The sequence below is a fragment of the Bradyrhizobium ganzhouense genome, from assembly GCF_049949285.1.
Lineage (GTDB): Bacteria > Pseudomonadota > Alphaproteobacteria > Rhizobiales > Xanthobacteraceae > Bradyrhizobium > Bradyrhizobium ganzhouense.
On sequence record NZ_CP181318.1, the window covers coordinates 4385072 to 4398001 of the forward strand.

The 12930-nt window shown below is 64.9% G+C and carries 14 protein-coding genes; 5 read left to right on the forward strand and 9 right to left on the reverse strand.

The window, feature by feature from the left end; translation table 11 throughout:
• Positions 1 to 2 precede the first annotated feature (2 nt).
• The gene (locus tag ACLFLU_RS19900; protein ID WP_426413844.1) at positions 3 to 455 is read left to right on the forward strand and encodes a DNA polymerase III subunit chi; all 453 of its coding nucleotides are present in this window, start codon (positions 3 to 5) and stop codon (positions 453 to 455) included.
• A gap of 166 nt (positions 456 to 621) precedes the next feature.
• Positions 622 to 1122 carry a hypothetical protein gene (locus ACLFLU_RS19905; protein WP_426414031.1) on the forward strand — a complete coding sequence of 167 codons (501 nt, stop codon included), beginning with the start codon at positions 622 to 624 and terminating at the stop codon, positions 1120 to 1122.
• A 52-nt stretch (positions 1123 to 1174) separates the two neighbouring features.
• Here ACLFLU_RS19905 and ACLFLU_RS19910 read toward each other — a convergent pair whose 3' ends face one another.
• Both ACLFLU_RS19910 and ACLFLU_RS19915 read right to left on the reverse strand, forming a co-directional pair.
• Positions 1175 to 1564, reverse strand: coding sequence for a DoxX family protein (locus ACLFLU_RS19910; protein WP_426413845.1), 390 nt, complete (start codon positions 1562 to 1564; stop codon positions 1175 to 1177).
• Between the two features lie 145 nt (positions 1565 to 1709).
• Entirely contained in the window at positions 1710 to 2582 is an 873-nt protein-coding gene (locus tag ACLFLU_RS19915; RefSeq protein WP_426413846.1) for an NmrA family NAD(P)-binding protein, read from the reverse strand.
• Positions 2583 to 2698: 116 nt separating this feature from the next.
• Here ACLFLU_RS19915 and ACLFLU_RS19920 point away from each other — a divergent pair, with 116 nt between their 5' ends.
• Positions 2699 to 3124 carry a winged helix-turn-helix transcriptional regulator gene (locus tag ACLFLU_RS19920; protein WP_426413847.1) on the forward strand — a complete coding sequence of 142 codons (426 nt, stop codon included), beginning with the start codon at positions 2699 to 2701 and terminating at the stop codon, positions 3122 to 3124.
• A 5-nt stretch (positions 3125 to 3129) separates the two neighbouring features.
• Here the strand turns inward: ACLFLU_RS19920 and ACLFLU_RS19925 are convergent, their stop codons facing one another.
• The 4 genes from ACLFLU_RS19925 to ACLFLU_RS19940 all read right to left on the reverse strand — a co-directional run bounded on the left by ACLFLU_RS19925 (position 3130) and on the right by ACLFLU_RS19940 (position 6706).
• Positions 3130 to 3918 (reverse strand): class I SAM-dependent methyltransferase, encoded by a 789-nt coding sequence (locus ACLFLU_RS19925; RefSeq protein WP_426413848.1) that lies wholly within the window; start codon positions 3916 to 3918, stop codon positions 3130 to 3132.
• A 180-nt stretch (positions 3919 to 4098) separates the two neighbouring features.
• On the reverse strand, positions 4099 to 5961 hold the full coding sequence (locus tag ACLFLU_RS19930) for an ABC-F family ATP-binding cassette domain-containing protein (RefSeq protein WP_426413849.1): 1863 nt from the start codon (positions 5959 to 5961) through the stop codon (positions 4099 to 4101).
• Positions 5962 to 6036: 75 nt separating this feature from the next.
• Positions 6037 to 6210 carry a hypothetical protein gene (locus ACLFLU_RS19935; protein ID WP_426413850.1) on the reverse strand — a complete coding sequence of 58 codons (174 nt, stop codon included), beginning with the start codon at positions 6208 to 6210 and terminating at the stop codon, positions 6037 to 6039.
• 238 nt (positions 6211 to 6448) lie between these two features.
• Positions 6449 to 6706, reverse strand: coding sequence for a sulfur globule protein precursor (locus ACLFLU_RS19940; protein WP_426413851.1), 258 nt, complete (start codon positions 6704 to 6706; stop codon positions 6449 to 6451).
• 308 nt (positions 6707 to 7014) lie between these two features.
• Here ACLFLU_RS19940 and ndk point away from each other — a divergent pair, with 308 nt between their 5' ends.
• Positions 7015 to 7437: a nucleoside-diphosphate kinase gene (gene ndk, locus ACLFLU_RS19945; RefSeq protein WP_027535388.1), complete on the forward strand. Its 423-nt coding sequence runs from the start codon at positions 7015 to 7017 to the stop codon at positions 7435 to 7437.
• Positions 7438 to 7481: 44 nt separating this feature from the next.
• Positions 7482 to 8330, forward strand: coding sequence for a TerC family protein (locus tag ACLFLU_RS19950; protein WP_426413852.1), 849 nt, complete (start codon positions 7482 to 7484; stop codon positions 8328 to 8330).
• A gap of 2 nt (positions 8331 to 8332) precedes the next feature.
• On the opposite strand, the gene ppx is transcribed toward ACLFLU_RS19950, so the two are convergent.
• The 3 genes from ppx to ACLFLU_RS19965 all read right to left on the reverse strand — a co-directional run bounded on the left by ppx (position 8333) and on the right by ACLFLU_RS19965 (position 12871).
• Entirely contained in the window at positions 8333 to 9835 is a 1503-nt protein-coding gene (ppx, locus tag ACLFLU_RS19955; RefSeq protein WP_426413853.1) for an exopolyphosphatase, read from the reverse strand.
• A gap of 15 nt (positions 9836 to 9850) precedes the next feature.
• Complete coding sequence (locus tag ACLFLU_RS19960; RefSeq protein WP_426414032.1) at positions 9851 to 12043, reverse strand: RNA degradosome polyphosphate kinase; 2193 nt, start codon at positions 12041 to 12043, stop codon at positions 9851 to 9853.
• A gap of 150 nt (positions 12044 to 12193) precedes the next feature.
• Positions 12194 to 12871: a chromosomal replication initiator DnaA gene (locus ACLFLU_RS19965; RefSeq protein WP_426413854.1), complete on the reverse strand. Its 678-nt coding sequence runs from the start codon at positions 12869 to 12871 to the stop codon at positions 12194 to 12196.
• Positions 12872 to 12930: the final 59 nt, after the last annotated feature.

The following is a 12930-nucleotide window of genomic DNA, read 5'->3' on the forward strand; positions in this document are numbered from 1 at the left end:
AGATGACAGAAGTACTTTTCTACCATCTGCAAAACATGACGGTTGAGAACGTGTTGCCGCCGCTTCTCGAGAAATCGCTCGAGCGCGGCTGGCGTGTCGTGGTGCAGTCGACCTCGCCGGAACGCGCCGATGCGCTCGACGCGCATCTATGGACCTATCGCGACGATTCCTTCCTGCCGCACGCGACATGGCGCGTCAACGATGTGGCCGAGCAGCCAATCGTGCTGGCGATCGAGGCGGACAATCCGAACGGCGCCAATGTCCGCTTCCTGCTCGACAACGCCGCCTTGCCGCAGGACGCGGAGGCCTATGAGCGCATGGTGCTGCTGTTCAACGGCGACGATCCGGACGCGCTTGCGGCGGCCCGCAGCACCTGGACGGATTGCAAGACGCGCGGATTTGAGGTCACCTATTGGCAGGCGGACGAACGGGGCCGGTGGCAGCGACGGAATTAGCGGCCTTTCGCAATTAATGATAATTTGGACTTTCTCCGGCAAACTGGTTTCGGCCACCTTCGTGCCGCAAAGTGATGTTGGGACAATCGCTTAGAGCCGCTCCTTGACGTGGGGAATTTAGTTTATCGTGCGACATCAAAAGCTTCCAAAGTCGCTCATAATTGCGTTGGCCGCCGTCGCGCCGCTGCTTGCGGGCTGCTCGGGCGCAACCGATATGCTGGCGTCTGCTAAGGACGCCGAATGGTTCAACAAGCCGAGCCGCCTGTTCATCAAGAACATCTCGATCGAATCGCCGCCGCTGACCCCCGACAAGCCGGTCGGGCCGGAGGATTACGTCAGCGCCGATGGCGCTTGCCCCGGCATGGCACCGCCCCCTGGACCCGCTGACGCCAATGCCTCGACCACGGCGCCTGCGCCGATGGGCGGCACGGTCGCGCTCGGCCACACCGAATGCGACGTGGTGCGCGGCATCGGCGCGCCCTCGACCGTCAATCTCTCGAGTGATGCCGCTGGTCGTCGCGTCGCAGTGGTCACCTGGACCACAGGCCCGCGCGCAGGCATCTACACGTTTACGTCCGGGCGCCTGTCCTCGATCGAGGGCACGCCGGAGGCGCCGGTTGTTCCGAAGCCGGTGAAGCCGAAGGCGAAGAAGAAGGCGGCGACGTAACACGTTCGCACCTCGGCTTCTCGTTCTGGCTAGATTTCGCGCGTGGCGACAGTCAGGCCGAACTGGGGAGCCGCTTCCGCCAAGCGATCCAGCCGACGACTATTGATAATGTCGCCACGACAAGCGGCGGCACCCCATGCCCGTATTCGCCGTGGAGGGCGACGGTCGCGAGCGCCGCCAACATCACAGTGCAGCCGAGCGCCGAGCCCCACAGCCGCGTCCGTGCCTGTGCCAACAGAAGGGCAGCCGTGAGTTCCAGCGATCCGGTCAGGAAATGGAACCAGTGCGGGTATCCCCAACGCAGATATTCCTCGTAGATGGACCCAGGGGCGAGGATGTTGCTGAGCGATCCCACGACGAAGAAAGCTGCAAGCGCCAAGGCTGAGACTTGCAAGGCCGAGACTTGCAAGGCCGAGACTTGGCGCCAGGAAATCTTTGACATTTGTCCATCCTTTTCTGATGAGGGCGCCGCGGAGGACCTGTGTGGTCGCGCCAAGAGACGGCCGGCCGCGGCGCATTCGTTCCGAAGGAGACGCGAATTTCCGAAGCAAGGTCCGAAAGCCGCATCTGATTGGCGATCCGCGGACCTACGCCGTGGCGGCCTTCTGAGCTGACGCGAAGACATCGCGGGGAAGCGTTGTGCCGGCGACGTGCTCCGTGCCCGCGACGCCGAGATCCATCCAGCCTGCGTTGACGGCCTCGAACATCACTTCAGCCGGTCCGGTTTGGCCTTTCGGGATGCCGAACTGCTCGAACGCTGCCGGCCACTCGGCCCGCGGGACAGCGAAGGCCTTCACGTCGCGCTGCATGACATCGCCCAGTTGCGCTGCGACTTCATCCGCGCTGACCATCGAACCAAGTTCGATGACGCGATGTCCCGACCACGCCGGCCCGGTCAGCAGCGTCGCCACCTCGGCACCGATGTCGTTTGTCGCGACCATGGTCGATTTCCGGTTGGTCGGGTTGTAGTAGACGGGGAGCGTGCCGCCCTGCGCAACATGCAGGCCATAAAGGAAGTTTTCGAAAAAGCCGCCGGCGCGCACGAACGCGGTCGGCGATGTCAGTTTGCGAAAGCCTTGCTCCAGCAGCGCCAGGGCGGTGATCATTCCCAGCCCGGTGGTTCTGTTCGCCCCCATCGACGATAGCCCGACGACCCGCGGCGGCGCGGCCTTGGTCAGCGCCTCGACATAGTTCGCGATCACGCCCTTTGCTTCCTTGAAGTCCGGCGAGGGCGCCCAGACGGCCGGCAACATGACAAACGCGCCGTCGACGCCCTCGAGCGCCCGCTCGATGGAGGCCGCATTGTTCCAGTCGCCGTCGACCAGTTCCACGCCCTGGTCCGTCCAGCTTGCCGCCTTCGCGCGGTCGCGAACCAGCGCGCGCACTTTCTGACCTTGCGCCAACAGATGCCTGGCCGTTGCGCCGCCGACTTTTCCTGTGATTCCAGTGACTAGAAACATGCGTGTTCTCCCGGTGCTAAATGGCCTATATCCTAGGGTAGGTCTCACATAGAGACCTTCGACCTGCGCCGTAAGGAGGCAGTTTTTAGTAACCAGGAGAGAAAGTGGGGACCGGCATGAGCGACGCATTGAGCGCGATCGAGCGATTCAGCCGATACCAAACGGACGACGCTCAGTCAGCGGAACCCGTACATTGCCCGGTGCGCGACGTGCTCGACTGCATTGGCGACAAATGGAGCATACTCTTGATCATGACCCTCGCGACGCGACCGCAGCGCTTCAGCGAGCTTCGCCGAGCCGTCCGCGACATCTCGAAGCGCATGCTCACCCAGACGCTGCGCGACTTGGAGCGCGACGGACTTATCACGCGCCAGGTCTTTCCGACCAAGCCGCCGAGCGTTGAATATCGCCTTTCCCCGTTAGGTCAGTCGCTGCTGGACCCGATGGCGAGCCTCATCGATTGGGCCGACCGTCGTTATTCCGATATCCATGCCGCGCGCGTCCGCTTTGACGGAGCGTCCTGTGATGTCCCGCGCCTGTGAGGTTTTCAGGCGGCCTTTTGTCCCTTGATCGCAGTCGCGCTCGAATGAACCGTGATCTCGCCGGTCGCGCTCGCCGGCAGTCGCGCCTGCAATCGGCGCCTTAGCTCCGCGCTCTCCGCATCAGACAGCTTTCCCACGATTCCGCTCGGGCTGCTCACGACCATGGACAGCCAGTAGTCATCGAAGTCGGCGAATGTCCGCTCGACGACCAGCTCGCGGGTTTCGATGTCGCGCAGACCAAGCTCCGCCCACAGCGCCTTCAGCGCTTCGAAGCGCGAGATGTCCGCACTCGGCGGACGCGCCGCCGGTTTGCCCATGGCGTCCATCTCTTCCCACAGGGGTTGGGTGGGCGTGCCGCCGCGCAAGACGTCCCAGGTGTAGGACGCGACCATGCCGCCGGGCTTGGTGACGCGGACCATTTCCGAGGCACCTTTGCGCGGATCGGGGACGAAGAACAGCACCAGCGCCATCACCGTGACGTCGAAGCGGTTGGCGTCGTAGGGAAGTGCCATCGCATCGCCGATCGAAAGCTCGACCTGCTTGGCCGATATTTTCTGGCGCGCAGTTGCGATCTGCGCGTCGGAGGGATCGATCGCACAAACGGACGAAGGGGCGGACTTCGCAAGCAGAAGCTCAGTGAACGCGCCGTTGCCCGCGCCGACATCCGCCCAGGCCAGTCCAGGGCGTGGCGCCAGCCAGTCGAGGAACAGAGTCCCGGCCGACCGGCTCCAGGGTGCCATGAAGCGCTCGTAAGCCGCGCCGTCGGTGAACTTGATCGGTTCGGGTGACGACATCTGCGATCTCCCTCAAATATTCCTTGTTTGGATATCCATTCGGCCGGAAATGCGGGGCGCTCTCGACTCTGGAGCAGGATCGTCTGCGATGTGCCGACGCCAAATCCGTCGTCGAGCTTAATACCAAATGCATCGAGACCACACGGGCAATTTCGTTCGGCCCGGCGCGTTCGCCGCAAACTAGCCCGTCGCCTCGTCGAACTGCGCGCTCGCCTCCAGCCATTGCTCTTCCGCGCGCGCCAGCGCGTCGGCTGCATTGGCGCGAGCCTTTGAGAGCTGCGCGGCCTGCTTGGGATCGCGCGTAAAAATGTCGGGCAGGGCGAGCGCGGTATCGATCTTGGCGATGATGTCGGTGACGCGGGCGATCTCGGACTCGGCTTCCGCGATGCGCTTCTTCAGCGAGCCGCGATTGTCCGATTTCGGGCGCTGCGGCTTCTCGCTTGGGGCACTGCGCTCGCGCGGGGCTGGCTCGCCGTTGCGCGAGGACAGCACCAGGCGGCGGTACTCGTCGAGGTCGCCGTCGTAATTGGTCACGGTGCGGTCGGCGACGATCCAGAGCTGGTCGGCGCAAGCCTCGATCAGATAGCGGTCGTGCGAGACCATGATGATCGCGCCGGGAAACTCGTTGATCGCCTCGGCAAGGGCTGCGCGGCTGTCGATGTCGAGATGGTTGGTCGGCTCGTCCAGGATGATCATGTTGGGGCCGTAGAAGGTCGCAAGCCCCAGCAGAAGCCGCGCCTTTTCGCCGCCGGAGAGTTTGCCGGCCTTGGTGTCGGCCGCCTTGCCTGAGAAGCCGATGGCGCCGGCGCGGGCCCGCACCTTTGCCTCGGGCGCATCGCCCATCAGCTTGCGGACGTGGTCGTAGGCCGAGGCGTCCTCGTTCAGCTCGTCGAGCTGATGCTGCGCGAAATAGGCGATCGACAGCTTGTCGGCGCGCGTCACCTTGCCGGAGAAGGGCGCGAGACGCGCGGCGAGCAGCTTGACGAGGGTCGACTTGCCGTTGCCGTTGGCCCCCAGCAGCGCAATGCGGTCGTCGTTGTCGATGCGCAAGGTCACGCGGCTCAGCACCGGCGTCGCCGGATCGTATCCAACGGACGCGTTGTCGACGGCGATGATCGGCGGCGACAGGATTTTCTCCGGTGCCGGGAAGGTGATCTCGCGCACGTCCTCCGTCACCAGCGCCGTGATCGGCTTCAGCCGCTCCAGCATTTTCACGCGGGATTGTGCCTGGCGCGCCTTCGAGGCCTTGGCCTTGAAACGGTCGACGAAGGCCTGCAGGCGGGCGCGCTCGGCCTCCTGGCGCTTAACCGCCTTGGCGTCGAGCAGCTCGCGCGCGGCACGCTGCTCCTCGAAGGAGGAGTAGGTGCCCTTGTAGAGCGTGAGCTTGCCGCGCTCCAGATGCAGGATCTGGTCGACCGAGCTCTCCAGCAGGTCGCGGTCATGGCTGATCACGATCACCGTGCGCGGATAATGCGCGAGGTGATCCTCGAGCCACAGCGTGCCTTCGAGGTCGAGATAGTTGGTGGGCTCGTCGAGCAGCAAGAGATCAGGGGCCGCAAACAGTGTCGCGGCCAGCGCGACGCGCATGCGCCAGCCGCCGGAGAATTCGGCGCAGGGGCGCAGCTGGTCGGCGGCGGAAAAGCCGAGGCCGGAGAGGATCGCGGCGGCACGGCTCGGGGCCGAATGGGCATCGATGTCGACGAGCCGGGTCTGGATCTCGGCGATTCGGTGCGGGTCGGTGGCGCTCTCGGCTTCGTGAAGCAGCGCATCGCGCTCGAGGTCGGCCTTGAGCACGACCGAGATCAGGCTTTCGGGGCCGTTCGGCGCTTCCTGGGCCAGGCTTCCGACCCGCCAGCGCGGCGGCAGCGTCACTGAGCCGTGTTCGGCTGCGAGCTCACCGCGGATCACCTTGAACAGCGTCGATTTGCCGGTGCCGTTGCGTCCGACCAAACCGACGCGCGAGCCGGGCGTGATCTGCACGGAGCTGCTGTCGATCAGAAGGCGTCCGGCCAGGCGGATGGAGAGGTCGGTGATGGAGAGCATGCGGCCTTGTCACCGCAGGCGAGATCAAACGCAACCCGATTTTTCGCAAACCAATTTTGCAGAACCAATTTTGCGTCAGTGCGAGTCGCGCTCGCGCTGCTTCAACTCGTTGAGGAGCTGCTCGAGATGCGTCGGGAGCCGGGGTTCGGGAGGAAGCCTCTGCTGAAGCCGCTCGCCCACGGCATCGCAAATCGAGCGGCTGGTGCGCCGGTCGATCTGTTCGCTGTCATTGGCAAAAAGGCCAGCCATCGCAGGTTCCGTGTTTTCAAGGTAACGACACGGTACCAAGTCATTGGCCCCCAAAATGGTTTCGCCGGGAGTTGGGCATGCCTGGCATTTCAGTAAAAATAGTATGAATTCGTCGTACCTGCCCAAAGACAAGGCCCCGGCGGGGGGAACGCCGGGGCCTCTCTTGCAAGGTACCGCAGGGGGAACGGCACCTCAGGAAGGCATCTTAGGAAGGTGCTTCAGGAACGTACTTGCGCGCTCAGTAGCAGCGGTTGACCAGTTGCCAGCGGGGTCCCCAGGGGGTCGGGACCAGCCGGCGCACATAGCAGCCGCCGTAACCGTAGGAGACGGGGGCGGCGTAGAAGCGCGGTCCGCCCCAGCCCCAACCGCCGTGATGCCAGCCGCCACCGCCGTGCCAGCCCCAGCCGCCATGCCAGTGAGCGGAGGCGGAGGTGGGAGCCAGCGCGGCACCCAGCGCGACCGCGGCGACTGCAGCGAGCGAAAGTTTCCTCAACATGATGATCTCCTCAAAACTGCCGGCGCGGGGCTATCGCGTCGATGGAAGGCCGCCGAAACGGTTCGCCTCGGGAGGAGGCTTTGGTTTCGATGGACCTGACGCTACGCCAGCGAGGCTGAACCAAACCCTGATAGAGCCTTCAGACTGGGTTCATCTGGGTGAAATCGTTGTAATCCATGTTGGAATCCGGCCCTTAGCCTGCGGCGAAGCGTCCGTGGGCTGTTCCGGCAGTCGCTTGCCGGATCGCGAAGGCGCCGATATAAGCCCCGCAACTCCAAACCACCCTTTTTCTCTTCAAGGACAAGATCATGGCCATCGAACGCACTTTCTCGATCATCAAGCCCGACGCGACCGCGCGTAACCTGACCGGCGCGGTGAACGCCGTGATCGAGAAGGCGGGCCTGCGCATCGTCGCGCAGAAGCGCATCCGCATGACCAAGGAACAGGCCGAGACGTTCTACGCCGTCCACAAGGCCCGCCCGTTCTTCGGCGAGCTCGTCGAGTTCATGACCTCGGGCCCGGTCGTGGTCCAGGTGCTGGAAGCCGAGGGCGCCATCGCCAAGTACCGCGACGCGATGGGCGCGACCGATCCGTCCAAGGCGGCCGACGGCACCATCCGCAAGCTCTACGCAAAGTCGATCGGCGAGAACTCCGCCCACGGCTCGGACGCCCCGGAGACCGCGGCGATCGAGATCGCGCAGTTCTTCTCGGGCAACGAGATCGTCGGCTGAGTTTTCAGCCGATAAGCTAAGACGACGGGGCGAAAGGACTTATTGTGAACTGGCTCGGGCAGATCTTCGATCCCGCCACGATCGGGGCATTCTTCACCCAGTTCCGCAATGAGATGGCCGAGCCGACCTTCTGGGTTGCGGTGGGCAAGATCATCTGGATCAACATCCTTTTGTCCGGCGACAACGCGCTGGTGATTGCGCTTGCCTGCCGCGGCCTGAAGCCGCGGCACCGGCTGTGGGGCATGGTGCTCGGCGCGGGCGCTGCGGTGCTGCTGCGGATCATCTTCACCGGCATCGTCGCGAGCCTGATGGCGCTGCCGTACCTCAAGCTGGTCGGCGGCCTCGCGCTGATCGTGATCGCGGCAAAGCTGCTGGTGCCGGAAAACGAGGACGAGGACGGCGTCGAGTCGGCCTCGCATCTGTGGCAGGCGGTGCAGATCGTCGTCGTCGCCGACATCGTCATGAGCCTGGACAACGTCATTGCGGTCGCGGCTGCCGCCAATGGCAGCGTGCCGCTTTTGGTGCTCGGCCTTGCCATCAGCGTGCCCCTGATCGTCGCGGGCGCAGCGCTGATCATGGCGCTGCTGTCGAAGCTGCCGATCCTGGTCTGGGCCGGTGCGGCGCTGCTCGGCTGGATCGCGGGCGAGGTGATCGCGACGGATCCCGGCATCGCGCCGAAGCTGCATACGCTGTCCGAAGGTCCGTTCGGCGCCTCGTTGGACAAGCTGCTCGGCAGCATGCACATCCCGCCGCAATTCGCCCATGGTGGCGGTGGCGCCGAATATCTCTGCGCCGCCCTCGGTGTCGTCGTCGTGCTGCTGGTCGGCTCGATCTGGCGCCGGCGCAGGCTAAGCCACGCCGCGCTTGAGCACGCCAAAGCCTCGGCTGAATAAGCCTACCGCCGCACGATCGAGCCGCTGCGCCCGATCAGGCGGGCGAGCTGCTTGAAGCGGCTGCCGACCCGGTCGGCGACGAGGTCGCCGAGCCTGTGCTCGAACACCAGCATCAGACTGCGCCCCTGGCTGCGGAAATGCGTGGCAGGCAGGACGCCCGGGCGCGCCGCCGAGATCAGATGCGCGACACGGAACGCTGCCCCAAGGAGGCGGGCGCGTTCGAGCTGCGCCGGCGTCAGCAGTTCCTGCATCGTCAGCGGCGGCTGGTTCTCTTCGCTCAAGCCGGCATAGCGATAAAACACCGACAGTCCGACGAAGGCGCGCTCGCGGTGGTCGATCGCGCCGAAATTGGCGTTGACCACGAGGCTCAGCGTCTGTTCGCCGCGATGGTCGGGATGGACGCGCCAGCCGATGTCGGACAGAAGACAGGCGGTGTGGCGCAGGCGGCGATCTTCCTCGGTCTCGCGCAGCTTCACCACGCGCGCCAGACGATCGGTCCAGGCGATCAGCTCGCGGGCGTGCTTTGCCGAGCGTGACAAGAGCTGGTTCAGCTCTTCGGCGGCGCAGATCAGGCCGTCCTTGTTGCGTTCGGCCTCGGGCAGCTTCTCGTGCAGCAGGCCCTCACGCACGCCGAAGGTCGAGAATACGATGGTCTTCGGTTTCGCCACGCGGATGATGTGCTCGAGCACCAGTGCGGCGTAGGTGAGGAGCGGGCGCCGCGCATCCGCGACGACCTCGATATCGGCGAGCATGTTGGCGGCGACAAGGCGACGGAGACGACGCGAAAAGTCGAGCGCCTCGGCAGCCGAAATCGAATAGCCGTGCATCACCTGGAGCGGGTAGCCGCTCTGGATGATGTGGATGCGCGCGAGCGCGCGCCAGGTGCCGCCGACGGCGTAGAAGGTGCGGCCGCTGCCCGCCTTGAGTTGCGGCACCTCGTCGAGCGCCTCGCGCACGATGCGGTCGGCGCGCTTGAGCGATTTGTGGGCGAGGTCCTGGAGCGCGAGGCCGCCGAGCGGCAGCGTCACGCCGCTGCGCACGCTGTTCCTGCGCACGTCGATCAGTTCGAGCGAGCCGCCGCCGAGGTCGCCGACGATGCCGTCGGGGCGGTGAATGCCCGAGATCACCCCGAGCGCCGACAGTTTCGCTTCGCGCGGTCCGGACAGGATCTCGATCTTCACGGCGCAGATGCGCTCGGCTTTCGCGATGAAGTCGGGGCCGTTGGAGGCATCGCGGCAGGCCGCGGTCGCGATCGCGAATACGCGGCCGACCTGCATGACGCGGCACAGCGCGCGAAAGCGCTTCAGCGAGGTCAGCGCCTTGTCGACGGCATCGGGTGCAAGCAGGCCCGTGCTCTGCACCTCGCGCCCGAGGCCGCACAGCGTCTTCTCGTTGAAGATCGGAATCAGGCTCCGCGCCAGAGCCTCGTAGACGACGAGACGAACCGAGTTCGAGCCGATGTCGATGACCGCGACGCTAGCGCCACGCTTGCGCGGCCGTTTCACTGCAAGCATCTCCGGTCAGGACTGATGGCGTTCGTTCCGGCGCGTGAGACGGCGCGGCGAGGATTCCTTGAGCGACTTTCCACGGCCGGACAGACTCGGATTTGTCATGAAGTAGTTGTGGACGTTGAAAGGCTCCTCGCCCTTCGCGGTCTTCATACGCGTTGAGGACCCGTCCGGCAACAATTGCCAGCTCTGCTCATTGTCCTTCAGATTCGCGACCATGATCTGTTCGAGAACCTGCTGATGCACCGTGGGATTTTGCAGCGGACACAGCACCTCGACGCGGCGGTCGAGGTTGCGCGGCATCATATCGGCCGACGAGATATACACAGCTGCTTTCGCGCTCGGCAGGCCCTGGCCCATGCCGAAGCAGTAGATTCGGCCGTGTTCCAGGAAGCGTCCGATGATCGACTTGACGCGGATGTTCTCCGACAGGCCGGGAATGCCCGGGCGCAGGCAGCAGATACCGCGCACCACGAGCTCAACCTGCACGCCGGCCTGTGATGCTTCATAGAGCGCGTCGATGATATCGGGGTCGACCAGCGCGTTCATCTTCATCCAGACCGCGCCGGGCTTGCCGTGACGCGCGTGCTCGGTCTCGCCCTGGATGTGCTCGATGATGCGCTTGCGCAGGGTCAGCGGCGACACTGCCATCTTTTCCAGATCGCTCGGCGCGGCGTAGCCCGTGATGAAGTTGAACACGCGCGCGGCGTCACGGCCGATGGTCGGTTCCGAAGTGAAGTAAGAGAGATCTGTGTAAATACGCGCGGTGACCGGGTGATAATTTCCGGTGCCGGTATGGACGTAAGTGGTGAGGCTGCCGCCCTCGCGGCGCACCACCATCGAGAGTTTTGCGTGCGTCTTCAGCTCGAGGAATCCGTAGACGACCTGCACACCGGCGCGTTCGAGGTCGCGCGCCCAGCGGATGTTGGCCTCTTCGTCGAAGCGCGCCTTCAACTCGATCAACGCGGTGACGGACTTGCCGGCTTCGGCCGCTTCCGCCAGCGCGCGCACAATCGGCGAGTTGTTGGAGGTGCGATAGAGCGTCTGCTTGATCGCGACGACGTCAGGATCGCGCGCGGCCTGTTGCAGGAACTGCACGACCACGTCGAAGGATTCGTAGGGGTGATGGACGACGAGGTCCTTCTGCCGGATCGCGGCAAAGATGTCGCCGCCATGCTCGCGCACGCGCTCGGGATGGCGCGGCACGTAGGGGGTGAATTCGAGGTCGGGCCGGTCGAGCCGCGTCAGCTGCGAGAGCTCGTTCATGGCGAGCACACCATCGACCAGGAACACTTCGTCGTCGGCGGCCGACAGGGCGTGCTGCACGAAGCTGCGCAGTTGCTCCGGCATCTTGGCGTCGATCTCGAGCCGGATCACCGATCCGCGTCGGCGGCGCTTCAGCGCGGTCTCGAACAGGCGGACGAGGTCTTCGGCCTCTTCCTCGATTTCGAGCTCGGAGTCGCGGATGATGCGGAAGGCGCCCTGGCCGTGGAGATTGTAGCCGGGGAAAAGGCGATTGATGAAAAGGCCGGTGACCTGCTCCAGCGAGATCAGGCGGACCACCTTGCCGTCGCCCGGCAGGCGGATGAAGCGGTCGATCTTGCCGGGCATGCGGATCAGCGCGTTCATCTGCTTGCCGTCGATGGCGCGCGTGAGCTGGAGCGCGATGGTGAAGCCGAGGCTCGGGATGAACGGGAAGGGGTGGGCCGGATCGATCGCCAGCGGCGTCAGCAGCGGGAACACGTTGTTGAGGAAATAATCCTCGAGCCAGGTCCGCTCCGCCTTGGTGACCTCCTTGCCGTCGAGCAGCACGATGCCGACCTCGGCGAGGGTGCCGCGCAAAGCGGCCCAGATCGCCTGCTGGTCGGACGCAAGCTGCGAAACGGTGCGGTTGATCAGCGCGAGTTGCTCGGACGGGGTCAGGCCGTCGGGCGCGCGCTCGGCGATGCCCTCGCGCACCTGCGCCTTGATGCCGGCGACGCGGACCATGAAGAATTCGTCGAGGTTATTCGCGGAAATCGACAGGAATCGTACCCGCTCCAGCACAGGGTGGCTGGCGTTGACCGATTCCTCCAGGACGCGGCGATTGAAATGCAGCCAGGAGAGCTCGCGATTGATGAATCGCTCAGGGCTCGATGCGATCGCCGGCAGGCCCTCGGTTTCCGTGACTTTCTCTTTTGTTTCAACAGCTTGCGCGGAATCCATGAGAAGTCGGTCCATCCAGTTCGCCCCAATTTGCGACTTGTGCGCAAAACCGGCCGGAGCATGTGTTAGCGCGATGACGTTTCAATGACATTGACGTTCCGCAGGCCGGCCGCGTCAAGCGGACCCAACGGGACCCATGGGATCTGGCGGTCAGGCGTCCCGGAGCAGCTCGGCGGCAAGCGCCCGGGTGACGGGCCGGCCGAGCCGGAGCGCCTCGCTGTCGAGCAGTTCAACGGCGCGCCGGGCGGCGGCCGACGACCGCTCAAGCCGGGTTGCGAGGTAGCTCACCACGCTTTCGTCCACGGAGAGCTGGCGATCGGCACAGAACTTGATGATCAGGCCGCGGAACAGCTGGTCGTCCGGCGGCGCCAGCGAAATCACGGGGATCGTCCGAAGCCGGGAGCGGAGGTCGCGGAGCTCGACCTCGATCGCCGCCGGCGCTTCGCGGCCGGTGAAGAGCACATAGGCGCCGTCCTCGCGGGCGAGGTTCATCAGATGGAAGAGCGCGCGCTCGTCGAAATCCCTGGCCTTGAGATCCTCGACCACCAGTGCGCCGGTCGCGAGCGCGCCGGGGACGCTGGCCGCGGTCAGCGCGTTAGCCGTGGTCGAACGTGCGCCGGCCTCCTCGGCCCAGATCGCGGCGAGATGGCTCTTGCCTGAGCCTTCCGGCCCGGCGAGCCACATGATCCGGTTCGGCCATTCCGGCCAGCCGTCGATCAGAGCGAGGCCGGCGGCATTGGCAGGGCCCTCGAGGAAATTGTCCCGGCTGAGGCTCTCCGCATGTGGAAGCGAAAACGCCAATTGTCGGGGATGAACGCGGCCTGCCACGCTTGCTTTGCTCCGTGCCGGCGCGCCGGCTTTGTCTGAAGAGGATAGACTTGTTCGAT

What these genes read in the sequence shown, in the direction of transcription:
- ACLFLU_RS19900 (WP_426413844.1), top strand. Translation starts at nt 3, where the DNA reads ATGACAGAAGTACTTTTCTACCATCTGCAAAACATGACGGTTGAGAAC.
- ACLFLU_RS19910 (WP_426413845.1), bottom strand. Translation starts at nt 1,564, where the DNA reads ATGTCAAAGATTTCCTGGCGCCAAGTCTCGGCCTTGCAAGTCTCGGCC.
- ACLFLU_RS19915 (WP_426413846.1), bottom strand. Translation starts at nt 2,582, where the DNA reads ATGTTTCTAGTCACTGGAATCACAGGAAAAGTCGGCGGCGCAACGGCC.
- ACLFLU_RS19920 (WP_426413847.1), top strand. Translation starts at nt 2,699, where the DNA reads ATGAGCGACGCATTGAGCGCGATCGAGCGATTCAGCCGATACCAAACG.
- ACLFLU_RS19925 (WP_426413848.1), bottom strand. Translation starts at nt 3,918, where the DNA reads ATGTCGTCACCCGAACCGATCAAGTTCACCGACGGCGCGGCTTACGAG.
- ACLFLU_RS19930 (WP_426413849.1), bottom strand. Translation starts at nt 5,961, where the DNA reads ATGCTCTCCATCACCGACCTCTCCATCCGCCTGGCCGGACGCCTTCTG.
- ACLFLU_RS19935 (WP_426413850.1), bottom strand. Translation starts at nt 6,210, where the DNA reads ATGGCTGGCCTTTTTGCCAATGACAGCGAACAGATCGACCGGCGCACC.
- ACLFLU_RS19940 (WP_426413851.1), bottom strand. Translation starts at nt 6,706, where the DNA reads ATGTTGAGGAAACTTTCGCTCGCTGCAGTCGCCGCGGTCGCGCTGGGT.
- ndk (WP_027535388.1), top strand. Translation starts at nt 7,015, where the DNA reads ATGGCCATCGAACGCACTTTCTCGATCATCAAGCCCGACGCGACCGCG.
- ACLFLU_RS19960 (WP_426414032.1), bottom strand. Translation starts at nt 12,043, where the DNA reads ATGGATTCCGCGCAAGCTGTTGAAACAAAAGAGAAAGTCACGGAAACC.